This is a genomic window from Rhodococcus pyridinivorans, from assembly GCF_900105195.1.
Taxonomy (GTDB): domain Bacteria; phylum Actinomycetota; class Actinomycetes; order Mycobacteriales; family Mycobacteriaceae; genus Rhodococcus; species Rhodococcus pyridinivorans.
Genome location: NZ_FNRX01000002.1, coordinates 2,929,139 through 2,952,063, shown reverse-complemented (window position 1 = coordinate 2,952,063; position 22,925 = coordinate 2,929,139). Strand labels below are relative to the sequence as shown.

The following is a 22,925-nucleotide window of genomic DNA, read 5'->3' as shown; positions in this document are numbered from 1 at the left end:
GTACACCATGGTCCGCGTCACAGTCGACCCCCTGACGGAATGTGCGGTCGATATCCGAAAATGTGCGGCGCATCTCCGGAACGTGTGGTTCAATGTGGTCAGACCACACCCCCGATGCGGAGATCTCCATGCGAATCGCCCTGTTCGCGACGTGCCTCGGCGACACGATGTTCCCGAAGGCCGTTTCGGCCACCGCCCTGCTCCTCACCCGGCTCGGGCACGACGTCGTCTTCCCCGAACGCCAGACCTGCTGCGGCCAGATGCACGTCAACACCGGTTACCAACCCGACGCGCTGCCGCTCGTCGAGAACTACGTCGATGCCTTCGACGACACCAATATCGACGCCGTCGTCGCCCCTTCCGGATCATGCGTCGGATCCGTTCGCCACCAGCACGAAATCGTCGCCTCCCGTTACGGTTCCGCGTCGTTGTGCGGGCGGGTCGACACCGTCAAGGCCAAGACGTACGAGTTGTCCGAATTCCTCGTCGACGTCCTCGGCGTCACCGACGTCGGCGCCTACTTCCCCCACCGGGTGACCTATCACCCCACCTGCCACTCGCTGCGGATGCTGCGAGTGGGGGAGAAGCCGCTCCAGCTGTTGCGGGCCGTGCGCGAGATCGACCTCGTCGAACTGCCCGAGGCCGACTCGTGCTGCGGATTCGGCGGCACCTTCGCGATCAAGAACGCCGAGACCTCCACCGCGATGCTCGCCGACAAGCTGAACAATGTCGCCGCCACCGGTGCCGAATACTGCAGCGCCGGCGACTCGTCGTGTCTGATGCACATCGGTGGCGGTCTCACACGACTGCGCACCGGTACCCGCACCATCCACCTCGCCGAGATCCTCGCCTCCGTGGAACCGGCCGTCGCCCCCAAGGGAGTGCCCGCGTGACCGCACTCGGTATGCCCGTCGTCCCGCCGCGTGGATCCGGAAATCTGCGCGGCATCAGGAAGTTTCCCGACGCAGCGCACCAGGAACTCGCGAACCCGCAGTTGCGCCGCAACATCGGCAAGGCCACCCACACGATCCGTGCCAAGCGACTGGACGTCACCGGGGAACTGCCCGACTGGGAGCAACTGCGCGACGCCGGCGCCGCCATCAAGACCGACGTGCTCAACCGCCTCCCGGAGTTGCTCACCCAGCTCGAGGAGGCGGTGACCGCGCGCGGCGGCGTGGTGCACTGGGCGGCCGACGCCGCCGAGGCCAACGCCATCGTCACCGACCTGATCCGGAAGACGGGATCCGACGAGGTCATCAAGGTCAAATCGATGGCCACCCAGGAGATCGGACTCAACGAGCACCTCGAGGAACAAGGGATCGCGGCCTACGAGACCGACCTCGCCGAGCTCATCGTCCAGCTCGGCCACGACAAGCCCTCGCACATCCTCGTGCCTGCCATCCACCGCAACCGCGCCGAGATCCGCGAGATCTTCCTGCGTGAGATGCCGGACGTCGACCCCGACCTCGACGACAACCCCCGCCATCTCGCAGCCGCGGCACGAAAATTCTTGCGACACAAGTTCATGACGGTGCCGGTTGCGGTGTCGGGCGCGAACTTCGGCATCGCCGAGACCGGCACCCTCGCCGTCGTCGAATCCGAGGGCAACGGCCGCATGTGCCTGACGCTGCCGCAGACGCTCATCACCGTCATGGGTATCGAGAAGCTGCTGCCCACCTTCCGCGACCTCGAGGTGTTCCTGCAGCTGCTGCCGCGCTCGTCGACGGGAGAGCGCATGAATCCCTACACGTCGATGTGGACCGGTGTCACCCCCGGCGACGGCCCGCAGGAATTCCACCTCGTACTGCTGGACAACGGCCGCACCGCCGCGCTCGCCGACGAGATCGGACGTGAAGCACTGCACTGCATCCGTTGCTCGGCCTGCCTGAACGTGTGCCCGGTCTACGAGCGCACCGGAGGCCACGCCTACGGCTCGACCTATCCGGGCCCGATCGGCGCCGTCCTCAGCCCGCAATTGGCCGGGATGGACGAACCCGACGACCCCAACGCCAGCCTGCCGTTCGCATCGAGCCTGTGCGGTGCCTGCTACGACGCCTGCCCCGTCAAGATCGACATCCCCTCGTTGCTGGTGGAACTGCGCCACCAGAAGGTCGAACACGCCCGCTTCGGACCCGAGGCCGCGGCGATGAAGGCCGCCTCGCTGGCCATGTCGACCTCACGACGCTGGACGGCCGCGCAGAAGGCCGCCGGGCTCGGCCGCGTCCTCGCCGGCAAGAAGGGAAAGATCACCCATCTTCCCGGTCCACTGGCCGGCTGGACAGACGCCCGCGACATGCCGGCCCCGCCGAAACAGACCTTCCGGCAATGGTGGGCATCCGACGAAGGACGTGCCGCGCTCGCGAAGGCACGCGAGGAAGGACAGCAGCGATGAGCAGTCGCGACGCGATTCTCGGCCGGATCCGTTCGGCGCAGACCCTGGCACCGCCGGTACCGGTCGAGGTACCGCGCGACTACCGTCTCGGACGCACCCTGCCGGACGCCGAACGCCGTGAGCTGTTGGTCGACCGACTGGTCGACTACAAGGCCCACGTGCACCAGAGCACGCCGGAGGATCTACCCGTAGTGCTGGCGAAGATTCTCACGGATCGCGGGGTGCGCCGCGTCGGGATCCCGGAGGGCCTGGAACGCTCGTGGATGGCGGAGTTCGGTGGCGAGGTGGTGGTCGACTCCACCGACCGACCTGCAGCCGACCTCGGTGATCTCGACGGGGTCGTCACCGGCTCTGCGGTCACCTGCGCCGAGACGGGCACGATCTTCCTCGACGGCAACCCCGACCAGGGGCGACGCGCGCTGACACTGGTCCCCGACCTGCACGTGTGTGTGGTGGCGATGGGCGACGTCGAGGTGGGAGTGCCCGAAGCGCTGGCCCGGCTCGTCCCGGAGCGGCCGATCACGATGATCAGCGGACCGTCCGCGACGTCGGACATCGAACTCGAACGCGTCGAGGGCGTGCACGGCCCCCGCACACTGGAGGTGGTGATGGTCGGATGACCATGCTGACCGAGCGTGTCCGGCCGCGACTCGGATGGCAACAGCATGCCAACTGCCGGACCTCCGACGAGTACTTCTTCTTCGCCCCGGAGGGCGAACCACCGAACATCCGCAGGCGGCGCGAGGTCGTCGCGAAGCGCATCTGCGCGAACTGCCCGGTGCTGGCCGAGTGCCGCACCCACGCGATACTCAGCGGCGAACCGCACGGAGTGTGGGGTGGACTGTCGGAACACGAACGGCTGCAACATCTCAACCACTGACCGCACACGATCTTCGGTCTTTCCGACCTCGAGAACTGCGCGGCCGCAGGTGGCGTCCCGTGCCTGATGAAGGGCAACACGTTCACTGTCTGCGGCTTCACTCGCGGGCACCTCGTATGGGTGCCGCAGCTCGCCGTCAACAATCTCGGGTACAACGCCGGATCGTGGCGCACCGATCGGCATCCGCGGTTCCTGGTGGATACAACCGGGGACGGTCGCGCGGACAACATGGGGTTCGGCAGCGTCGATGTGTGGCTGCACAGATCGTGACCGTATTCGAACGACGGGTTCCGGCCGGTGCGTCGCATCGGCCGGAACCGCTCATCTCAGGTTCATGGTTGCCCCGATTCGAACGTGAGGACCTCGTGAGCGAGGAAACGGAAACCCGCGAGGGGCGGTAGACCCTCGCGGTGTCGGTGTCCTCCTCGTAGGAATGGAACCAGGTACCGATGATCGACGACGGTTCGCTCACAGTGCGTCCTGACGGGTCCGTGGTGGGTGATCAGCCGACGCGGTCCAGGATTGCGCCGATCTGATCGAGAAGCGACCGGAGCGAGGCGATCTGACGTCGCAGCTCGTCCACCTTGCCGTCGAGTGACACAAGTGCCGAGGTATCGGCTCGTGTCCCGCCGTTGCCGGACGGACCGAGCGCGAGTGGGTCCGTCTGGGCCGGGTCCATCGCCCCGAGCAGGAACGGCGCACGCGGTCCTTCCAGGTACGCCCGCATGCGGAGCGACTGCCCGGAGGTGAACATGAGCATCGCATCGCCGTCGTCGCCCCAGATGCGGCGTAGGCTCAACCAGCGACCGATCTCGTATGTCGCGGTGCGACCGAGATGGAAGGGAGGTCGCGCTGTGCCGGTGGTCCCGAAGCACGAGTGGGCGATGACGACACCGTCGGTCGCTGCCGGTCCGCCGGGGAACCGGGCGTAGTTGAGGATCTGGGACGGCGACGCGGGATCATGCGCGACGTGAACGACGACCGGAATGCTCCCGACACCTGTCGGGGCCGGTGCGCGCTGCCCTGTCCGGCGTTCCGCAGACCTCGCGGGTCGATGGGGAGTCCAGGTCGGCCATGACGGATCCTCTCCTGCTCCGGAAGCGGCATCGAATGAAGCATCACCCTCGGTGCTGCGGAACCATGCGTAGCGGACTACTCGAAAGTCCTTCCTTCGGACGTGCCCATCCGGTGTGCGTCGGCGAATCGGCCTCCACCCCCAGGCATTCTGCCACCCGGACGCGCCGATTCCGGGGTCGCTCGAGCGTGCCGATGTCGAGCGACCCAGCTTCTGCTCAGGCGCCGCGAGGACAACCTGATCAAGCTTCGGCCGAGCTCGCTGTACCACACCGTTTCCCGTCTCGCGGAAAGCGGACTGATCCGGCAGGAGGGCACCGAACGCGCAGGTAATCGGCCCGAGCGCACCACCTACAGCATCACCGAGGCCGGTGCCGCGACCGTGCGGGCCCGCCTCGCCGAGATCATCCGACGCCCGGCGCGGGAGTATCCGATCTTTCCCCTCGGCCTCGCCGAATCGCACAACCTTCCGGCCGACGAGGTCGTCGTCCTCCTCGGCGAGCGCATCGACAGGCTCGACGAGGAACTTGTCGAGTTCGACGCGATCCGCACGTGGGCCGCGGACAACGGCGTGCCGCGTCGCTACTGGGTGGCCGTCGACTTCCTCCGGGACAGGACCGCCCACGAATCGGAGTGGCTTCGTGCACTGATCGAGGAGATCCGCGACGGCTCCCTGGTGTGGCAGAGCGTCGATGCCGCCGATCGACGACTTCCGGACCCGCCCCGTGATCTCGGCCGCGACTGGGGTGCGGCGCTGACGGACGAGACTCTCGCCGAACTGCGGAGGAGCAGTGCGGAAAGTAGCGGTCCCGGTCGGTCGTAGTGCAACGACCGAACCGGAACACCTCGACCCAATAGATCGCCGGTCGTACTCGACCGGTACGAACAGGAACGAAATCGATGCAAACCGAACGTAATCCGTGGTGGGGCCTGTCGGCCCTGGTGGTCGGGTTCTTCATGATCCTGCTGGATCTGACCATCGTCGCGGTGGCCAACCCGGCGATCATGGCCGACCTGCAGGCCGACATCAATCAGGTCGTCTGGGTGACCAGCGCCTATCTGCTCACCTATGCGGTGCCCCTGCTGTTCACCGGTCGTCTCGGCGACCGGCTCGGACCCAAGCACGTCTATCTCGCGGGCCTGGTGGTGTTCACCGCGGCGTCGCTGTGGTGCGCGACCTCCGGCACCATCGAGATGCTCATCGCCGCCCGCGCCGTCCAGGGACTCGGCGCGGCGCTGATGACGCCGCAGACGATGGCGACCATCACCCGCACCTTCGCGCCCGACAAGCGTGGCACCGCCATGGGTCTGTGGGGCGCGGTCGCCGGACTGGCCTCGCTGCTCGGGCCCCTCGTCGGCGGTGTACTGGTCGACTGGCAGGGCTGGAACTGGATCTTCTACATCAACGTCCCGGTCGGCATCATCGCCTTCGTGTTGGCGGCATGGCTGGTGCCCAGTCTCGAGACCCAACCGCACAAGTTCGACGTCGTCGGCGTGATCCTCAGCGGCGTCGGATTGTTCCTGCTGGTCTTCGGAATCCAGGAAGGTTCCAGCCGCGACTGGGACGTATGGACCTGGACGATGATCCTCGCGGGTATCGCGGTGATGGTGCTGTTCGTCTTCAACCAGGCGCGCAACAAGGGCGAACCCCTCGTGCCGTTGGCCCTGTTCCGCGACCGGAACTTCTCGATGTCGAACATCGCGATCTCGTCGATGGGCGCAGCCATGACCGCCCTGATGGTTCCGGCCTACTTCTATCTCGAGACGGTCCGCGGATTCTCGCCCACGAAAGCCGCCCTGATCTTCGCCCCGATGGCGATCGTCACCGGTCTGACGGCACCGCTCATCGGTAAGTTCTCCGACCGGATGCCGCCCCGGGTGCTGCCCACCGTCGGCTTCACGCTCTTCTCCGCGACGATCTTCGGCTTCGCGGTGCTCATGACGCCGGACAGCCCCATCGTGCTGTTCCTGCTCATCGCCGGTATCGCCGGCGTGTCCAACTCGTGCATCTGGGCACCGCTGGCCTCCACCGCCACGCACAACCTGCCCATCCATCAGGCGGGCGCCGGTGCCGGCATCTACAACACCACCCGCCAGGTCGGTTCGGTGCTGGGCAGCGCCGCGATCGGTGCTCTGATCTCGTCCTTGATGGCCGCGCAAGGGCTCGGTGAGGTGCAAGCCGGTGAAGGCGGCGGAGCCACGATGGGAGCCGCTCTCCCGGAGCAGATCGCCGAGAAGTTCAGCACCGCGCTGAGCCAGTCGATGCTGCTGCCCGCGTCGGTTCTGATCATCGGGATCGTGGCGTCGGCGATGTTCGTCGGTCACGCATCGTCGCAGCGGAAGGCGCAGGCCGGAGCTTCGCCGGATCGCGCAGAGGTCACCGGCTGAGCCGGGTTCGTATGTAGTGGCCGGTCGCCACGAACGGAAGAACGCTCCCACCGAGCAGGACTCGGTGGGAGCGTTCTCACATGCTGAGGGTGTGGTCAGCCGTAGTGGCAGACGTAGCTGACGGCCTCGGTGACCTCGATGTCGAACGACGAGTCGCCGGGCACCGAGAAGGAGTCGCCTGCACCGTAGGAGGTCCAGTCCTCGCCGCCGGCCAATCGGACGCGGCACGCGCCGCTGTGCAGCTCCATGACCTCCGGTGCAACGGTGCCGAAGTTCAGGGTCGCGGGAAGGATCACGCCGGCCGACTTACGGGTTCCATCCGCCAGATGGAAGTTGTGGCTGACGCACTTGCCGTCGAAGTAGACGTTGGCACGCGGGTCGAGCGTCACGTTGGCGTAGGTCGAAGTCGGCTCACTCATGGGCTGGAGCGTAGCGAGGCGGGTGCAGGTCGCCGGTCGTCGGGGTCGGTGTGCGCACGTCCGTCGCGAGGTGTATCTCAGGGGACCTTCACGGAGTCGACGATGTCGAGGTCCTCGAGCTGGTCTCGGTGCAGGAGGAACTGACGCGGATCGGAACCGAGCTCGCCGACCGCTACGCCCGCTGACCGCTACGCCCGCTGACCGCAGATGGCGTTCGACGGGAGGCTCACAATGCAGAAGTGAGGCTCACAACCCGGAGGGTCGACCACCAGGGTTGTGAGCCTCGCTTTTCGGTTGTGAGCCTTCTGCGGGATGCGATTTCCGGCGCGTCCTTGCGGCGCGAGCGACACGTGCGCGATTGCCGCACACGTCACTGCACCAGTGCTGACGTGCGTTGAGTCGGGTGAAGTACAGCACGCACCGTGGTGCCTCGCACTTGCACAGCAAGGTTGCCGCGTGACCGGTTACCGCTGTGATTGCGGATACGGCGATTTCGGCGACCAATTCCTCGAACGGGTCGTGGGAGTCCGTGGTCCAGCGGACGTGGAGGCGATCGTCACCGACAACGATGCCGGGAGTGATGCGTGTGCGATCGAGCACCGTGCGCAGGTGGGCCGCTGCCTGGGCCGGATCACCGTCGAGCGTGTCGCGGTAGACGGAGCCGAGCGTGTCGCGGAGTTGTCGGAGTTGCGCGAGCTGGTCCTCGGTCGGTGTGAAAGGTGATCGAGGGAAGCTGATCTCTTCATTCAGTGTCTGCATCCACGCGTGGGCCCGGTCGGGCGAGTCGAACAGGTCGGTGATGCCGCGACCGTCGTAGTAGCGGCTGCTCAGGAAATTGGTGGACGGGCAGGGGCTGTGCATCGATCAGTCGGCGACGCGTTTACGTGGCCGGCCACGCCGCGCCGTCTTCTTGACCGGGGCTCTTCGTCGCGGCTCGGTTTGCTGCGGCTCGCCTTCGTCCTCGTCTTCACCCGGGTCCTCATCCGAACCTTCGGCGGTGTCCGCTTCCTCGTCCGGCTCCTCGTCCGGTTCCTCGTCCTCCTCCTCGTCCGCATCGGCTTTTGGGCTGTCGGATGGTGCGTCGCGCCAACTGAATTCGACCTCGATCTCGACCTGGTCGCCGTCCACCTCGATCTCGAGTTCCCATTCGAGTCGGTCGGCGACGACGAGCGAAATGGTGTCACCGCCCGAGTCCAGTTCCACTTCGGATCCCGTCGCCAAGGCGCGGCCGAGTGCGATCAACCGCTCGGATGCCTGCTTGCGGGAAAGTTCGGCCTTCTGCTTGATCTCCAGCTTCGGCACGGCAACTCCTGACCTCGGTGAAGTATGCATCCACGGTATCTGCCGCGGGGTAGGCAGGAGTCGTGAACGAGGAGTCGTGACGATTTCGAGGTTCGCCGTCCTGGCAAGTTACGTGCGCGCGACCGATCGCGGCGAAAGTACTTCCGGGCGCGATTAGACTTGCCGGTGTCGCAGGCCTGCCGATGATGTCGGGCCCGGTGCCTTGCCGGTGCCGGTTCGTGTGGCGATGGTTCTGTTCGTGTTGCGACGGTCGACGGTGCGGTCGGTGGTTCTTCTGTCAGGAGTTGTCATGGCCCGTTCCGTTCGAGATGAAGAAGGCCGTTCGTCGGCAGATGAGGTGACGCTGCACGACCTCGAGATGGTGGTGCAGGCACTGACCGGCCGAGGTGCGGACGCAGATGCCGTCGAGTTCGGGAGCAGTCGAGGAGCCGCAGAGCCGGCCGGGCAATCCGACGTGCCGGATGGGAGGCGTCGTCGCCGCGCACAGCGGTGAGCCCGTCATCGGCGGTGAGGGGTACGACCAGGGCCGCGTGAAACAGTCATGAGTGCTTGCTCCGAGAGCAGCGACATGTGACGCTGACCACATGGTGGAGTCGCGTGAGCTTCTCGACGATCTCTGTCCGCTCGTTACTCAGCGGACAGGACGCCCGGTCCAGGAGTGGATCGCGTGAGCCGCGTCGTGCGAATCGGCAACTGCTCCGGTTTCTACGGTGACCGTCTGTCGGCGATGCGCGAGATGCTCGAAGGCGGCGAACTCGACTATGTGACCGGTGACTACCTCGCCGAACTGACGATGCTCATCCTCGGTCGCGATCGTCTGAAGAATCCGGATCTCGGTTACGCCAAGACGTTCCTGCGGCAGGCCGAGGACTGCATGGGTCTTGCCCTCGACAAGGGGGTGCGGATCGTCGCGAACGCCGGGGGTCTCAATCCTGCGGGTCTGGCCGCGGCGCTGCGCACGGTTGCGGATCGGCTCGGTCTGTCCCCGCGCATCGCCCACGTCGAAGGCGACGATCTCCTTGCTCGCATCGACGAGTTCGGTTTCGACGCCGACCCGCGCCCGCTGACCGCCAACGCGTATCTCGGTGCGTGGGGCATTACGCGGTGCCTCGATGCCGGAGCCGATATCGTCGTGACCGGGCGCGTCACCGACGCTTCGGTGATCGTCGGTCCCGCCGCCGCCTACTTCGGTTGGGCTCCTGATGACTTCGATGCACTCGCGGGTGCTGTTGTCGCAGGGCACGTCATCGAATGCGGTACCCAGGCGACCGGCGGAAACTATGCGTTCTTCACCGAACTCGACGACCTCGTCCGCCCCGGATTCCCCATTGCCGAGATCGAGGCCGATGGCGCGGCGACCATCACGAAGCACCCGGGCACGGGAGGAGCCGTCACCGTCGGCACGGTCACCGCACAACTGCTGTACGAGGTGACGGGCGGACGCTACGCGAACCCCGATGTCACCGCGCGCATCGACACCGCCACGCTGAGCCGGGAAGCACCCGATCGTGTCCGCATCACCGGCGTGAAGGGCGAGCCGCCCCCACCGACCCTGAAGGTGTGCCTCAACGCGCTCGCCGGGTTCTACAACGAGGTCGTCTTCGTCCTCACCGGACTGGACATCGACGCGAAGGCCCAGTTGGTGCGATCTCAGATGGAATCGAATCTGCCGAGGCGGCCTGCCGAACTCGAATGGACTCTCGCTCGCACCGACCATGCCGATGCCGACACGGAGGAAACCGCGAGCGCTCTGCTGCGCTGCACTGCGCGCGATCCCGATCCCGACGTCGTCGGACGCGCATTCACCTCCACGGCGGTCGAGTTCGCCCTTGCAAGCTCTCCCGGGTTCTTCGTCACCGCTCCGCCCGGCCCGGGCACCGCCTACGGTGTCTACACGGCCGAGTACGTCGAGGCGACCCGCGTGCCGCACATTGCAGTGTTGCCAGACGGCACCCGCGTCGACATCCCGGCCGCGGCGACCACCCGGACCCTCGAACCGTTGCCGGACCCGAGTGTGCCCGCGCCGCTGTCGCCCGGACAGACTCGTCGCGTTCCGCTCGGCACGATCGCCGGTGCCCGCAGCGGCGACAAGGGCGGTGACGCCAACATCGGGTTGTGGGTCCGATCCGACGACGAATGGCAATGGCTTGCAAACACTCTCACCGTCGACACGCTGAAGGACCTGCTCCCCGAGATCGAACCCTTGCCTGTCACACGTCATCTGCTCCCGAACCTGCGGGCCGTGAACTTCGTAATCGAGGGAATCCTCGGTCGTGGCGTCGCCTCCCGTGCCCGCTTCGACCCCCAGGCCAAGGGCCTCGGTGAATGGTTGCGCGCCCGATACCTCGACATCCCCACCGTCCTGCTGGAGAAGCACACGTGAGCACCTTGATCTCGACCCTGGATGCCGGCTCCACCGAATACGGCGCAGCCGCCGATACAATGCGTGCTCGCCTGGCCGAACTCGACACAGAACACGGCAAGGCCCTCGCCGGCGGGGGAGAAAAGTACGTCCGGCGACACCACGACCGAGGCAAGTTGCTTGCGCGGGAGAGGATCGAACTACTCCTCGACCCCGACTCGCCGTTCCTCGAGCTCTCACCGCTCGCGGCCTGGGGCACCGAGTTTCCCGTCGGCGGCAGCGTCGTCACGGGCATCGGTGTGGTCGAAGGCGTCGAATGTGTCATCGTGGCCACCGACCCCACCGTGCGCGGGGGAACCAGTAACCCGTGGACGCTCCGCAAGACGTTGCGCGCCGACGACATCGCCCTGCAGAACCGGATGCCGCTGATCTCCCTCGTCGAATCCGGCGGCGCGGATCTGCCCACGCAGAAAGAAGTGTTCATTCCCGGTGGCCGGCTCTTCCGCGATCTGACCCGGTTGTCGGCGGCAGGTATCCCCACGATCGCGGTGGTCTTCGGCAATTCGACCGCCGGCGGCGCATACATCCCCGGCATGTCCGACCACGTCGTGATGATCGAGAAGCGGTCGAAGGTGTTCCTCGCCGGCCCGCCGCTGGTGAAGATGGCCACTGGTGAGGAATCCGACGACGAGTCGCTCGGCGGCGCCGAGATGCACGCGCGTATCTCGGGTCTGGCCGACCACTTCGCGGTCGACGAACAGGACGCGGTGCGCATCGGTCGCAGCATTGTGCGGCGCCTCAACTACCGCAAGGCCGGCCCTGCACCCCGGACGGACGTACGCGAACCGCGGTACGACGCCGAGGAGCTGCTCGGGATCGTCCCTGAGGATCTTCGGCAACCCTTCGATCCGCGTGAGGTCATCGCCCGCGTCGTCGACGATTCCGACTTCGACGAGTTCAAACCGCTCTACGGGCCGTCGTTGGTGACCGGCTGGGCACAGGTGCACGGCTATCCGGTCGGGATTCTCGCCAACGCGCGCGGCGTGCTGTTCAACGAGGAATCGCAGAAGGCAGCCCAGTTCATCCAACTCGCGAACCGTGCCGATACGCCGCTGTTGTTCCTGCACAACACCACCGGGTACATGGTCGGTCGGGAATACGAGGAACGCGGCATGATCAAGCACGGGGCGATGATGATCAACGCGGTCGCCAACTCCACGGTGCCGCACATCTCCATCCTCATCGGCGCGTCCTACGGCGCCGGTCACTACGGCATGTGCGGACGTGCCTTCGATCCGCGGTTCCTGTTCGCGTGGCCCAGCGCCAAGTCTGCGGTCATGGGCGGTGCCCAACTGGCCGGGGTCATCTCTCTCGTCGGACGCGCTGCCGCGCAGGCACGCGGCCAGGACTTCGACGAGGCCGCCGACGAGGCGATGCGCGCGGCCGTCGAGAACCAGATCGAAGCCGAATCGCTGCCGATGTTCCTGTCCGGTCGTCTCTACGACGACGGCATCATCGACCCCCGCGATACCCGCACTGTGCTGGGACTGTGCTTGTCGGCTGTTGCCACCGCCCCGATCAGAGGTGCCGAATCCTTCGGCGTCTTCCGGATGTGAGGTTCCCGTGACCGAATCGACCATCACCACGGTGCTCGTGGCGAATCGCGGGGAGATCGCCCGCCGCGTGTTCGCGTCGTGCCGTCGGGCCGGACTGGGGGCGATCGCAGTGTTCTCCGATGCCGACGCGAACAGTCCGCATGTCGGCGACGCCGATGCTGCCGTGCGACTTGCGGGAGTCACCCCTTCCGAGGCCTACCTCGACGGGAAGAAGATCGTCGCGGCAGCGTTGGCGACGGGCGCCGACGCGGTCCATCCGGGTTACGGATTCCTTTCCGAGAACGCACGATTCGCGCGCGAAGTGCTCGAGGCGGGGTTGATCTGGATCGGACCGCGCCCGGAGTCGATCGAACGGATGGGCTCGAAGGTCGAGGCCAAGAAGATCATGGCCGACATCGGTGTCCCTGTTCTTGCCGAACTCGACCCTGCCGACATCACCGACGCCGACCTCCCGGTGCTCGTCAAGGCCTCCGCAGGCGGCGGTGGGCGCGGAATGCGGGTGGTGCGGACATTGGCCGACCTGCCTGGGCAACTCGACGCGGCCCGCCGGGAGGCCGCGTCGGCGTTCGGCGACCCGACGGTGTTCTGCGAGCGGTATCTCGAGAACGGGCGGCACATCGAGGTCCAGATCCTCGCGGACCGCCACGGCACGGTGTGGGCGGTGGGCGAACGCGAATGCTCGATCCAACGTCGCCACCAGAAGGTGATCGAGGAAGCCCCCTCGCCGCTCGTCGACGCGATCGAGGGGATGCGCCCACGCCTGTTCGACGCCGCCCGGCGCGCCGCTCAGGCCATCGGGTACGAGGGCGCCGGCACCGTCGAGTTTCTCGCGGACCGCTCGGGGCGGTTCCACTTCCTGGAGATGAACACGCGCCTGCAGGTCGAGCATCCCGTCACCGAATGCACGACCGGGCTCGATCTCGTCGATCTCCAGTTCCGCATCGCCGACGGTGACCTCCTCGACCCCGAACCACCCCCGGTACACGGCCATTCCGTGGAGGCCAGGCTCTACGCCGAGGACCCGGCCCGAGACTGGCAACCGCAGTCCGGCACCGTGCACCGTTTCGCGCTGCCGCAGGAGGCACGCGAGTTCGACGTGCTCCGGCACACCGGTGTGCGCGTCGATTCCGGTGTCCTCGCGGGATCGGAGGTCGGGGTCCACTATGACGCGATGCTCGCCAAGATCATCTCGTACGCACCGACCCGTGACCGCGCGGTGCGGCTGCTGGCATCGACGTTGACGCGCACCGAGATCCACGGCATTGTCACCAACCGCGACCTCCTCGTCGCGGTGCTGAAACATCCCGCCTTCCGTGCGGGGGAGACCGACACCGCCTTCTTCGACACCCACGGACTCACGGAACTGTCGGCACCGCTCGCCTCAGCGCACGCGGAAGCGGTGTCCGCGATCGCCGCTGCTCTGGCGGAGTCGGCCACCAATCGCACCGCTGCCACGGTGAATGCGGGACTGCCCTCGGGATGGCGGAATCTGCCCTCGCAGCCGCAGGCCACACGATTCGCGGGCGTCCACAATGACCACGTGGTGCGTTACCGAGTCACCCGCGACGGTGTCCACGTCGACGGCCGTGACGACCTCGGTGTCGTCGGGTTCGCCCCGGATCGCGTGGTTCTGGACGTCGACGGTGTCCGCCGGCATTTTGTGGTGGCGCGATACGGCGACGCGGTGCACGTCGACTCGTCGCTCGGACCGGTGCGCTTGACTGCGGTGCCGCGTTTCGTGGACCCCACCGCCCGAATTGCTGCAGGATCACTGCTCGCACCCATGCCGGGATCGGTGATCCGGCTCGGCGCTGCCGTCGGCGATGTGGTGGAAGCGGGGAGGCCGCTCGTGTGGCTCGAAGCGATGAAGATGGAGCACATCGTCACCGCACCCACTGCCGGCACGCTCACGACGCTCGCCGTCGAAGTCGGCGATCAGGTCGCCGTCGGCACCGTCCTCGCTGTCCTCACCCCGCACGACGTGTCCGCACCGGTCGAGAGCCCCGACAGCGAAGGGGGCCACCACATCGAGGAGTTGTCATGACCGAACCCGATCCGGTGGTGGTGGTGCGCTACGTCGTCGACCACGGCGCTGCGACACTGACCCTCGACTCCCCGCACAACCGCAACGCCCTGTCCGTACCGCTGCTGACCCAACTGAGCCGCGGACTCGTCGACGCGGCCGCCGACCCCGCCGTCCGCGCGGTCATCCTCACCCATACCGGTGGAACATTCTGTGCCGGAGCGGATCTGAGCGGCTCTTCCGGATCCGCGCAGGAAACGGCTGCCGCACGCACCCGCGACATGACGGCCTTGCTCCGGCAGATCCTGGAGCTCCCCAAGCCGGTCTTGGCCCGCATCGACGGGCACGTCCGCGCCGGCGGCATGGGTCTGATCGGTGCCTGCGACATCGTGGTCGCCGGGCCGGCGTCGACGTTCGCACTTACCGAGGCACGGCTCGGTCTGGCCGCGTCGATCATCTCCTTGACCGTGCTCCCGCGATTGTCGCCGCGCGCAGCGGCACGGTACTTCCTGACCGGCGAACGGTTCGGTCCCGAGGAGGCGTCCTCCGAGGGTCTCGTCACCCTGTCGGTGTCCGATACCGACGCTGTCCTGGTGGAGTTGCTCGCGGAGATCCGTGCCTGCTCACCGCAGGGTCTGGCCGAATCGAAACGCCTCGTCACGCAGCGGATCCTCGAGGACTTCGATCGTTACGGAGACGACCTGGCAGCACGTTCGGCGCGGATGTTCGGTTCCGAGGAAGCCGCGGAGGGGATGACGGCGTTCCTACAGAAGCGGCGCCCGTGGTGGGACATTCGGTGAGAGGGTGTCACCCGAGGCCCTGCGTCATTTTGTGCGGAGCGAATACCGATCCTGCCGATCTCGTCACCGGGCGCCCGGTGCGCGAAACGACCGTCTCCACCCTGCTCGGCGACGCGGTGCTGAAAGTTCGTGGCACGCCCGGGCATCGGGTGGTCTCGATCGCATCGGATCTCGCCGGAGAGAACGGGTTCGAAATCGACGGCGACTCGGTGCTGCTGGATCTGCCGCCCGATCGCGGCCCGACGTCGTCCGCGCGCTCGTCGCCGACAGCATGGATGTGTTGTCGGTCGGACCGGCCGAACGCATCCTCGAGGACGTGTTCCTCGAAATGACCACTCGTTCCACACCCACGAAGGGGGCGTGACATGTCCGCCTCGACACTCCGCTCGCACTCCGATTCCACCTCACTTGCCGCACGGCACAACACCGTTGCTCGGAGCTTGCGTGCCGAGTTGTACCGGTTGCGTTCGTGGCCGGCGATGTGGACGACGGTCGGCACGTGGTTCCTGCTCGCGATGGTTTTCGGCTACGTATTCCCGTACGTCTCCTACACGACCGGAACGGCCGGCTTCTCCACGGAAGGGGAGCCGACCGAAGCGTTGCTGCAGAGCGTCCTGCCCGAATCGATCCCTGACGTCCTGGTCCAGGGCACACCGTTGTTCGGTGGTGCGCTCGTGCTCGTCCTGGGTGCTCTCATCGCCGGGAACGGGTACAGCTGGGGAACGTGGAAGACCGTGTTCACTCACGGCCGTCTGCGCCCGACAATCGGTGCCCTGCTCGCTCTTGCGGTGATCGTTGCCGCGATGGTGGTCGTCACCGCTGTGCTGTGCACGGTCGTGTCCGTCTCGCTCGCCACGATCGAAACACAACCGCTCACGATGCCGTCGGCCGGCGCACTTCTTCGCTCCGCGGGTGCGGCGTACCTCGTGTTCATGATGTGGGGAACGATCGGCTTCGCCCTCGGCACCTACGCCCGCAGTGCGGCGCTGTCGGTCGGCCTGGGGCTGGTATGGACGGTTGTCGTCGAGAATCTGCTGCGAGGCGTCGGCTCCGCGCTGCAGCTCGTCGAGGACGTGACGGCCTTCCTGTCGGGAACCGCAGCCGGATCGCTCGTCGGCGCGGTGACCGGGGGAGGGGAGGGCACACCCCGGGTGGTGGATGTGATCTCGGGACCGAGGGCGCTCATCACCGTCGCCGCCTACATTGCCGTCGCAGTGGTCGCCACCGGGATTCTGGTGCGGAGCCGGGACGTGAACTGACCGCAAAGATTCTGCCGGTGGGATAACCGGAACAGGGCCGGGGTACCCGATCGCACATGACGACCAGCTCGAGGGGTCCTGACGATTCGAACCCCGATTTCTCGGCGCCCGCGCGACGTAGCGATACTCCGGTACCCCCATCCGGGGCGACACCGGATCCGGACGCTCCCAGCAGGCTGCATCCCGACGTCGCCCGGGGCAAAGGCATCAGAGGCACCCGCACCGGGGCGTTGTGGACTGCCCTGATCGTCGGTGTGTTGATCCTGCTGTTGCTGTTGGTGTTCATCCTGCAGAACCTGGACAGCGTCACCCTCGAACTGTTCGCGTGGGACTTCTCGTTGCCGCTGGGTGTGGCACTGCTGTTCGCTGCGATCGCCGGAGCGGTGATCGTCGGCCTCGCCGGGGGCCTGCGGATTCTGCAGCTCCGCCACGCCGCCAACCGGCAACGCGCACGCACTGTCCGGTAAGACAGATCTCCGACTGCAGTACACCCACGCCGGCCGCTCTTCCTTCGTAGAGTGAAAGATCTCGAGTGGGGAGAACGCCATGGCCGCCACAGGACCGACCGACACCTCTCCTGTGCGCGGCGGGGCGGCGGCCACGATCGGCGTCGAAGAGGAATTCGTCCTGGTCGATCCCCGTACCGGTCGTCCCCTCCTGCGCAGTCTCGACGTGCTCGCGGCCGGACGCACACTCGGCATCGAGCTCGAGGTCGAGCTCTCCCCGTGTCAGGTCGAGACCGCCACCACGGTATGTACACACCTGCAGGACCTACGCGAAGAGCTGCGCCGCTCCCGCGCGACGGCCGCCGACGCCGCAGCGCGCGCAGGATGCCGGCTCGTAGCGGTCGGCACACCGATCTTCGAACCTCCGAGCGGATCGGTCACCGCCACGCCTCGCTACCAACGCATGGCACAGCACTATCGTGGCGTCGCCGACGGCGTGATCTGCGGATGCCACGTGCATATCGGTGTCGACGATCGTGACCGCGCGGCCCAGCTCATCAACCATCTGCGCCCATGGCTTCCCGCCCTGCTGGCGCTGACCGCCAACTCGCCGATCACCGACGGCCGGGACACCGGATATGCCAGCTGGCGATACCTGCGGTGGGGGCGCTGGCCGAGCGCGGGACTGCCCCCGCAGTGCGCCTCGGCCGCGGAATACGACGCGGCGGTCGAATCGCTGCTCACCACCGGCACGATCCTGGATCCTCGAATGGTCTATTGGGATGTGCGGATCTCCGCGCATCATCCGACCCTCGAGATCCGCATCGCGGACGTGCCCGCGACCGTCGAGGAGACCGTCACGCTGGCCACCTTGGTGTATGCATTGGTCGCCCAGGCGACGGCATCGATCGAACGCGGCGAGCCGACGCCCTCGGTCGATCAGGAGCTGCTGCGCGCGGCGTGCTGGCGAGCGGCCCGGGACGGTCTGGCCGGGCGCGGTGTCGATCTCGGCTCTGGGCAGTTGGTTCCGGCAGTCGACCTGATCTGGCGACTGCTCGCTCAGGTCCGGCCGATCCTGGAGGAACTCGACGTCTACCGCTCCGTGCACGACACTCTGTCGGGAACCCTGGATCGAGGTAATGGGGCGATCAGGCAGCGTCGCATTCTCGAGAGCGGGGGTTCCTTCACCGATGTGGTTGCCGACGCGGCGCGACGCACTGTGGAGGGCTACGGGCCGGATCTGCGTCCGTCATGACAGACACGACAGCCGGGGTGCCGCGCTTGCGGACCGGCGCTCATCGGGGAGCAGATCGTCCTAACCTCGGGCCGAGCTCGCACCGTATCGAAAACCGCTGACCCGACACGATCCCGGCAAGATCGTGCTCGATCTCGCGACGGCATTGGCGATCGGTGGGGACTGCCTCGCCGACATCAGCCAACTGCGGGCTCACCCGGAGATCTTCGGTGCGGTGGCCTCCGACCCCACCGTCTCCCGCCTGATCAGCGTGTTGGCCGTCGACGCCGACACCGCGCTCGCCGCGATCGACCGGGCCCGCGCCACAGCCCGTCGCCACGCCTGGACCGCCGCCGGTGCGTCGGCTCCCGAGCACGCCATCGACCAAGCGCATCCGCTGGTCCTCGACATCGATGCCACCGAAGGTCACCGCGCATTACGAGAAGGAACAGGCCGCCCCGACGTTCACGCGAGGCTTCGGTTTCCATCTGCTGTGCGCGTTCGCCGACCACGGCGTGGGCGGCACCGGTGAACCCGTCGCGATGCTGCTGCGGCCGGGCAACTCGGGATCGAATACTGCCGCCGATCCTCCCCCAAGCACTACGTGCAGGGCGGTACCCTCATCACCTTCGTGCAGGACGCACTCGCGCAGCTGCCGCTCGACCCGGGATACCGGGTCGGGAAGAAGGTGCTGGTGCGCATCGACGGTGCCGGCGACACCCACCAACTGATCGAGTATCTGACCAAGCGGCGCCTGTCGTACGCCCCCGCGAGCGGGAGGGACCCCCAGGTCGGATTGGGGTTGACCGACGCCCACGCCGAAGCGATCGACCTGGTTCCTGATCGGGCCTGGACCCCGGCCTACGACGCCGACGGACAGGTCCGCGACGGCGCCTGGGTGACGGAGTTGACCGGCCTGCTCGATCTGTCGTCGTGTCGACAGGCATGCGGGTGATCGTCCGGAAAGAGAGGCCGCATCCGGGTGCGCAGTTGCGGTTCACCGACCGGGACGGCCTACGCCTGACCGCGTTCGTCACCAACCCCCGGCGCGGGCAACTCCCGGACTTGGAGCTGCGGCACCGGCGTCGGGCCCGGTGCGAGGACCGGATCCGAGCAGTGAAAGTCACTGGGCTGCAGAATCTTCCGCTGCACGGTTTCGATCAGAACCGGATCTGGCTCGCGCTCGTGCAACTCGCATGCGAGCTGACCGCGTGGATGCAGATGCTCGCATTCACCGAGGTTCCGGCACGCAGGTGGGAGCCGAAACGGCTACGACTGAGGCTGCTGTCGATCGCGGGGAGGATCGCCCGACACGCCCGCCGTGTTCGTCTGCCGCTGCCATCACAGCTCCGGATGTCGATGTCCTTCGTGGTCGGCCTGAATCGGCTCGCAGCGCTTCCTGCGCCTGCGTGACCTGCACGTACCTGCTCCATCGAGACGAAGGAACTGTTTCCGGGGCCGTGGACCTCGGCGTCACCCGACCGTGTCGGGCAGTCGACCGTGGATGCACACCGCATCCACGGTCTCCCCACCGAATCCGAAGCTGCTCAGTCCGACACGTGATCCGCGCGAAAGATCGAGGCTAAGCAAGTATTCCTCGGCCTCGTCATTTCTCACGGGTTTGCCACGTGCAGCACGGTCTTGGCATCGGAACGCGCAAGCCGCGGATTTTCGCAGCTCGGAGTAAGTCCTGGCCTCTGCCCCGGTTGTGTGAAATGACAAGTAGATCTGTTGGCGGTTCGAAGGTTTCGAAATAGGATGTGACCCGGATTCATTTGCGCGCCGGAATATTGATGACGCAATACCCGCCGATGGACTCTTGATACCATCCGGCATGCCGCCACAATTGTTGTGACTGGCGACACACGCAGCTCACCGGTTCATCTATAGCTCCAGGGTCGACGACGCCTTCCTATCCGGGGAGGGACGATCAGCTTCACGCACGCGCGGGCACGATTCGCCTACCGGGCGTCGAACCGTGAGAGCTCTTTCATATGCTTGGCGGTACGCACGCCGTAATCGGCGTCGGTCGCGTACGGTTCCACCGATCCGGACACCGACCGGCGAGTGACGTGCGTCTCGTCTGGGCTGCACCCAACAGCCTGCGACGTGTCAGACGAGCCGGAAAGGCAGAGGAGCGCAGTGAGCACCCCGGAATTGGCACAGTGGAACTCGCAAGAGGCTATTGCGGAAGCAATGATCCCGATCATCGGCGGTCTGCACCGCCGGCATTCGGTCACGATCTTGCTTCACAGCCGCTCCCTCGTGAACAAGTCGGTGATCGGTATTCTGCGGACGCACCGTTTCGCGCGTCAGATCCGCGGCGACGAGCTGTCGGTCGAGGCAACCTTCCCGTTCCTCCAGGCATTGACCGACCTCGACCTGCAGCCGTCGAAGATCGACCTCGGCCTGCTGGTGACGGATTATCAAGCCCAGGGTGCCGGACGATCCATCCCGGATTTCGTCGCTGAGAGCCTCGCGGATCTGGTCGGCGGCGCGCAGACGAGCCCCGCGAAACCGCAGGACGTGGTCCTGTACGGGTTCGGGCGAATCGGCCGGCTCGTCGCCCGTCTGCTCATCGAGAAGGCAGGCTCGGGCAATGGGCTGAACCTGCGTGCTGTGGTGGTCCGTAAGGGAGGTGACGACGACCTGACCAAGCGTGCCTCTCTGCTGCGTCGCGACTCCGTCCACGGACAGTTCAACGGCACGATCAAGGTCGACACCGAGAACAACGCCTTGGTCGCCAACGGCAATGTCATCAAGTTCATCTACAGCAACGATCCGGAAAGCGTCGACTACACCGAGTACGGCATCGACAAGGCCATCCTGGTCGACAACACCGGAATCTGGCGCGACCGCGACGGTCTGTCGAAGCATCTCCGCCCCGGTATCGCCAAGGTGGTGCTCACCGCACCGGGTAAGGGTGATCTCCCGAACATCGTGCACGGTGTCAACCACCGCGACCTCGACCCGGACGAGACGATCGTGTCGTGCGCGTCCTGCACCACCAATGCCATCGTTCCGCCGCTGAAGACCATGGACGACAAATTCGGTGTGGTGCGTGGTCACGTCGAGACGGTGCACTCGTTCACAAACGACCAGAACCTGCTGGACAACTACCACAAGGCCGACCGTCGCGGACGTTCCGCGCCGTTCAACCTGGTGCTCACCGAGACCGGCGCCGCTTCTGCGGTCGCGAAGGCGCTTCCCGATCTGAAGGCGAAGATCACCGGCAACTCGATCCGCGTTCCTACGCCGGATGTGTCCGTCGCGATCCTTCACCTTCAGCTGACTCGTGAGACCACCAAGGAAGAGGTGCTCGAGCACCTGCACCAGGAGTCGCTCACCGGTGCGCTGCGCCGCAACCTCGACTACACCTCGGCCACCGACGCAGTGTCGAGCGACTTCATCGGCTCGCGCGCGGCGTGCATCATCGACGCCAATGCAGCGATCGTGGATGGCGACACCGCCATCCTCTACGTCTGGTACGACAACGAGTTCGGTTACTCGTGCCAGGTGGTGCGAACGGTCCAGTACCTGTCGGGTGTGGAATACCCCGTCTATCCCATCACGGAAGCCGGCCCCGTGGAGCACGTCGAGGAACCTACCGCTGCACAGGCATAACATTCCTGCGCAGACTGCAGTAACGACAGTCCGCTAGGGACTCGCCGACGAGGGAACCCATCCTTACCTGAGGATGGGTTCCCTTTTGCGTTGGGCCATTGGTGGCGTCGAGGAGGAGTAGCGGCCGTCGAAACTCGGGGGAGGTTGTGTGCGGTTCCGGCGAAGAACACGCACACAACCTCCCCCGAGTTCGTCACTCTGGAACTGATGCACACCGCGCGGTCGGCGAACTCTCCGGCCCGACTCGGTCAGGGCTGGTAGTCGGGGTACTTCGTGTGCAGCTGGAAGTACCCCGTCACGTTCTCGCGGAGCCAGTCCTTGCCGTCCTCGGGTGTGCGACCGTCGCAGATCGCGTCGCCTTCGATGCAGACTCGTTCGACGTGGATCTCACCGAAGTCGTTCCGGCCGCCGCCGAGCGTCACACCGGGAGCGACGGGACCCGGGAACAGGGTCTCGACGCCGCGGTCGTCGCGGGGGTCGGAATAGAGGACGCCCGAGATCCGTTCGGGGGGAACGGACCCGTCGGCTGCGATCTCGGCGAGAACATCGCCCGCGATCGAGGCGCCCTGCGAGTAGCCGAGCACCAACAGGTCCGAGTCGGGGCAGGTGCTGTGTCGGACGGTGATGGTCTGGCGGAGTCGCTGATGCCCGATCTGCTTCGACCTGTCGTAGGCGATGGTGCCGTCGTCGTCGATGCCGTCGAAATCGTCGTGCGAGCCGGTCCCGGGCAACGGCACAACCACTGCGGGGTAGCGGATGTGTTCGACCACGGTGCCGGGAGACTCGAACCGAGCGGAGATCTTCGCCAAGGGGGATGCCGGGTCGATCGAGTCGCGGGTTTCGAAGCCGCGGGTTCCGTCGACGGCGAGGACGTACCGTTCAGGGCAGTTGCGGACCGGGTCAGCGGACGCGGAACCGACCGGACCCGCGACGCTCAGACCTGCGGTGAGCAGACCTGCGGCGAGCAGGCCGACGGTGCGTGTGCGTCTGCGATCGATCCGGGACATGCGCGATTCTCCTCGTGTGCCCCCGACAGACAATAACTGAGGTCGATGATATCGATGTCCCGTTTGTTCGTCATGTTAAGGATGCGTGCTTTTCGGTGA

Annotated in this window: 21 protein-coding genes and 1 pseudogene; 16 read left to right on the top strand and 6 right to left on the bottom strand. The window is 66.3% G+C overall.

Going from position 1 to position 22,925, the window contains the following annotated elements; translation table 11 throughout:
• Nucleotides 1-128 precede the first annotated feature (128 nt).
• From BLV31_RS14030 to BLV31_RS25040, 5 genes are all read left to right on the top strand, one after another.
• Nucleotides 129-893, top strand: a complete 765-nt coding sequence (locus BLV31_RS14030; RefSeq protein ID WP_064061041.1) for a (Fe-S)-binding protein — start codon at nt 129-131, stop codon at nt 891-893.
• Nucleotides 890-2,392, top strand: a complete 1,503-nt coding sequence (locus BLV31_RS14025; RefSeq protein ID WP_006552063.1) for a LutB/LldF family L-lactate oxidation iron-sulfur protein — start codon at nt 890-892, stop codon at nt 2,390-2,392. The genes BLV31_RS14030 and BLV31_RS14025 overlap by 4 nt, the downstream gene beginning before the upstream one ends.
• Nucleotides 2,389-3,012: a LutC/YkgG family protein gene (locus BLV31_RS14020; protein WP_064060998.1), complete on the top strand. Its 624-nt coding sequence runs from the start codon at nt 2,389-2,391 to the stop codon at nt 3,010-3,012. Before BLV31_RS14025 ends, BLV31_RS14020 begins: the two co-directional genes overlap by 4 nt.
• A complete protein-coding gene (locus tag BLV31_RS14015) occupies nt 3,009-3,272 on the top strand; it encodes a WhiB family transcriptional regulator (protein ID WP_006552065.1) in 264 nt (87 codons plus the stop codon). The genes BLV31_RS14020 and BLV31_RS14015 overlap by 4 nt, the downstream gene beginning before the upstream one ends.
• A 66-nt stretch (nt 3,273-3,338) precedes the next feature.
• Nucleotides 3,339-3,542, top strand: coding sequence for a hypothetical protein (locus BLV31_RS25040; protein ID WP_064060999.1), 204 nt, complete (start codon nt 3,339-3,341; stop codon nt 3,540-3,542).
• 232 nt (nt 3,543-3,774) lie between these two features.
• On the opposite strand, the gene BLV31_RS25035 is transcribed toward BLV31_RS25040, so the two are convergent.
• Nucleotides 3,775-4,071 (bottom strand): hypothetical protein, encoded by a 297-nt coding sequence (locus BLV31_RS25035; RefSeq protein WP_064061000.1) that lies wholly within the window; start codon nt 4,069-4,071, stop codon nt 3,775-3,777.
• Nucleotides 4,072-4,449: 378 nt separating this feature from the next.
• On the opposite strand from BLV31_RS25035, the gene BLV31_RS14000 reads away from it, so the two are divergent.
• Both BLV31_RS14000 and BLV31_RS13995 read left to right on the top strand, forming a co-directional pair.
• A complete protein-coding gene (locus BLV31_RS14000) occupies nt 4,450-5,169 on the top strand; it encodes a PadR family transcriptional regulator (protein WP_248846245.1) in 720 nt (239 codons plus the stop codon).
• 77 nt (nt 5,170-5,246) lie between these two features.
• Nucleotides 5,247-6,734 (top strand): DHA2 family efflux MFS transporter permease subunit, encoded by a 1,488-nt coding sequence (locus tag BLV31_RS13995; protein WP_064061001.1) that lies wholly within the window; start codon nt 5,247-5,249, stop codon nt 6,732-6,734.
• Between the two features lie 95 nt (nt 6,735-6,829).
• On the opposite strand, the gene ppnP is transcribed toward BLV31_RS13995, so the two are convergent.
• The 4 genes from ppnP to BLV31_RS13975 form a co-directional block, all read right to left on the bottom strand.
• Complete coding sequence (ppnP, locus tag BLV31_RS13990) at nt 6,830-7,153, bottom strand: pyrimidine/purine nucleoside phosphorylase (protein ID WP_006552067.1); 324 nt, start codon at nt 7,151-7,153, stop codon at nt 6,830-6,832.
• A 246-nt stretch (nt 7,154-7,399) separates the two neighbouring features.
• Nucleotides 7,400-8,014: a CGNR zinc finger domain-containing protein gene (locus BLV31_RS25885; RefSeq protein WP_064061002.1), complete on the bottom strand. Its 615-nt coding sequence runs from the start codon at nt 8,012-8,014 to the stop codon at nt 7,400-7,402.
• A gap of 3 nt (nt 8,015-8,017) precedes the next feature.
• Nucleotides 8,018-8,455 (bottom strand): amphi-Trp domain-containing protein, encoded by a 438-nt coding sequence (locus BLV31_RS13980; RefSeq protein ID WP_064061003.1) that lies wholly within the window; start codon nt 8,453-8,455, stop codon nt 8,018-8,020.
• Nucleotides 8,456-8,732: 277 nt separating this feature from the next.
• Complete coding sequence (locus BLV31_RS13975) at nt 8,733-8,957, bottom strand: hypothetical protein (RefSeq protein WP_064061004.1); 225 nt, start codon at nt 8,955-8,957, stop codon at nt 8,733-8,735.
• Between the two features lie 225 nt (nt 8,958-9,182).
• On the opposite strand from BLV31_RS13975, the gene BLV31_RS13970 reads away from it, so the two are divergent.
• The 9 genes and pseudogenes from BLV31_RS13970 (at nt 9,183) to BLV31_RS13925 (ending at nt 21,819) form a co-directional block, all read left to right on the top strand.
• A complete protein-coding gene (locus BLV31_RS13970) occupies nt 9,183-10,838 on the top strand; it encodes an acyclic terpene utilization AtuA family protein (protein ID WP_247849582.1) in 1,656 nt (551 codons plus the stop codon).
• A complete protein-coding gene (locus BLV31_RS13965) occupies nt 10,835-12,433 on the top strand; it encodes an acyl-CoA carboxylase subunit beta (RefSeq protein ID WP_064061005.1) in 1,599 nt (532 codons plus the stop codon). The genes BLV31_RS13970 and BLV31_RS13965 overlap by 4 nt, the downstream gene beginning before the upstream one ends.
• Before the next feature lie 7 nt (nt 12,434-12,440).
• Complete coding sequence (locus tag BLV31_RS13960; protein ID WP_064061006.1) at nt 12,441-14,477, top strand: acetyl/propionyl/methylcrotonyl-CoA carboxylase subunit alpha; 2,037 nt, start codon at nt 12,441-12,443, stop codon at nt 14,475-14,477.
• The gene (locus BLV31_RS13955; protein WP_064061007.1) at nt 14,474-15,256 is read left to right on the top strand and encodes an enoyl-CoA hydratase family protein; all 783 of its coding nucleotides are present in this window, start codon (nt 14,474-14,476) and stop codon (nt 15,254-15,256) included. Before BLV31_RS13960 ends, BLV31_RS13955 begins: the two co-directional genes overlap by 4 nt.
• Nucleotides 15,257-15,621: 365 nt before the next feature.
• Nucleotides 15,622-16,515, top strand: a complete 894-nt coding sequence (locus BLV31_RS13945; RefSeq protein WP_064061008.1) for a hypothetical protein — start codon at nt 15,622-15,624, stop codon at nt 16,513-16,515.
• A gap of 56 nt (nt 16,516-16,571) precedes the next feature.
• Nucleotides 16,572-16,982, top strand: a complete 411-nt coding sequence (locus BLV31_RS13940) for a LapA family protein (RefSeq protein ID WP_072740514.1) — start codon at nt 16,572-16,574, stop codon at nt 16,980-16,982.
• A 79-nt stretch (nt 16,983-17,061) separates the two neighbouring features.
• Nucleotides 17,062-18,216 carry a carboxylate-amine ligase gene (locus BLV31_RS13935; RefSeq protein ID WP_052227395.1) on the top strand — a complete coding sequence of 385 codons (1,155 nt, stop codon included), beginning with the start codon at nt 17,062-17,064 and terminating at the stop codon, nt 18,214-18,216.
• Between the two features lie 76 nt (nt 18,217-18,292).
• A pseudogene (locus BLV31_RS13930) lies at nt 18,293-19,608 on the top strand (IS1380 family transposase); the annotation flags it as partial.
• Between the two features lie 729 nt (nt 19,609-20,337).
• Complete coding sequence (locus tag BLV31_RS13925) at nt 20,338-21,819, top strand: glyceraldehyde-3-phosphate dehydrogenase (protein ID WP_039587315.1); 1,482 nt, start codon at nt 20,338-20,340, stop codon at nt 21,817-21,819.
• A gap of 248 nt (nt 21,820-22,067) precedes the next feature.
• On the opposite strand, the gene BLV31_RS13920 is transcribed toward BLV31_RS13925, so the two are convergent.
• Nucleotides 22,068-22,826 carry a cutinase family protein gene (locus tag BLV31_RS13920; protein ID WP_019289445.1) on the bottom strand — a complete coding sequence of 253 codons (759 nt, stop codon included), beginning with the start codon at nt 22,824-22,826 and terminating at the stop codon, nt 22,068-22,070.
• Nucleotides 22,827-22,925: the final 99 nt, after the last annotated feature.

What these genes read in the sequence shown, in the direction of transcription:
- BLV31_RS14030 (WP_064061041.1), top strand. Translation starts at nt 129, where the DNA reads ATGCGAATCGCCCTGTTCGCGACGTGCCTCGGCGACACGATGTTCCCG.
- BLV31_RS14020 (WP_064060998.1), top strand. Translation starts at nt 2,389, where the DNA reads ATGAGCAGTCGCGACGCGATTCTCGGCCGGATCCGTTCGGCGCAGACC.
- BLV31_RS14015 (WP_006552065.1), top strand. Translation starts at nt 3,009, where the DNA reads ATGACCATGCTGACCGAGCGTGTCCGGCCGCGACTCGGATGGCAACAG.
- BLV31_RS25040 (WP_064060999.1), top strand. Translation starts at nt 3,339, where the DNA reads ATGAAGGGCAACACGTTCACTGTCTGCGGCTTCACTCGCGGGCACCTC.
- BLV31_RS13995 (WP_064061001.1), top strand. Translation starts at nt 5,247, where the DNA reads ATGCAAACCGAACGTAATCCGTGGTGGGGCCTGTCGGCCCTGGTGGTC.
- ppnP (WP_006552067.1), bottom strand. Translation starts at nt 7,153, where the DNA reads ATGAGTGAGCCGACTTCGACCTACGCCAACGTGACGCTCGACCCGCGT.
- BLV31_RS25885 (WP_064061002.1), bottom strand. Translation starts at nt 8,014, where the DNA reads ATGCACAGCCCCTGCCCGTCCACCAATTTCCTGAGCAGCCGCTACTAC.
- BLV31_RS13975 (WP_064061004.1), bottom strand. Translation starts at nt 8,957, where the DNA reads ATGACGGGCTCACCGCTGTGCGCGGCGACGACGCCTCCCATCCGGCAC.
- BLV31_RS13970 (WP_247849582.1), top strand. Translation starts at nt 9,183, where the DNA reads ATGCGCGAGATGCTCGAAGGCGGCGAACTCGACTATGTGACCGGTGAC.
- BLV31_RS13955 (WP_064061007.1), top strand. Translation starts at nt 14,474, where the DNA reads ATGACCGAACCCGATCCGGTGGTGGTGGTGCGCTACGTCGTCGACCAC.
- BLV31_RS13945 (WP_064061008.1), top strand. Translation starts at nt 15,622, where the DNA reads ATGTCCGCCTCGACACTCCGCTCGCACTCCGATTCCACCTCACTTGCC.
- BLV31_RS13940 (WP_072740514.1), top strand. Translation starts at nt 16,572, where the DNA reads ATGACGACCAGCTCGAGGGGTCCTGACGATTCGAACCCCGATTTCTCG.
- BLV31_RS13935 (WP_052227395.1), top strand. Translation starts at nt 17,062, where the DNA reads ATGGCCGCCACAGGACCGACCGACACCTCTCCTGTGCGCGGCGGGGCG.
- BLV31_RS13920 (WP_019289445.1), bottom strand. Translation starts at nt 22,826, where the DNA reads ATGTCCCGGATCGATCGCAGACGCACACGCACCGTCGGCCTGCTCGCC.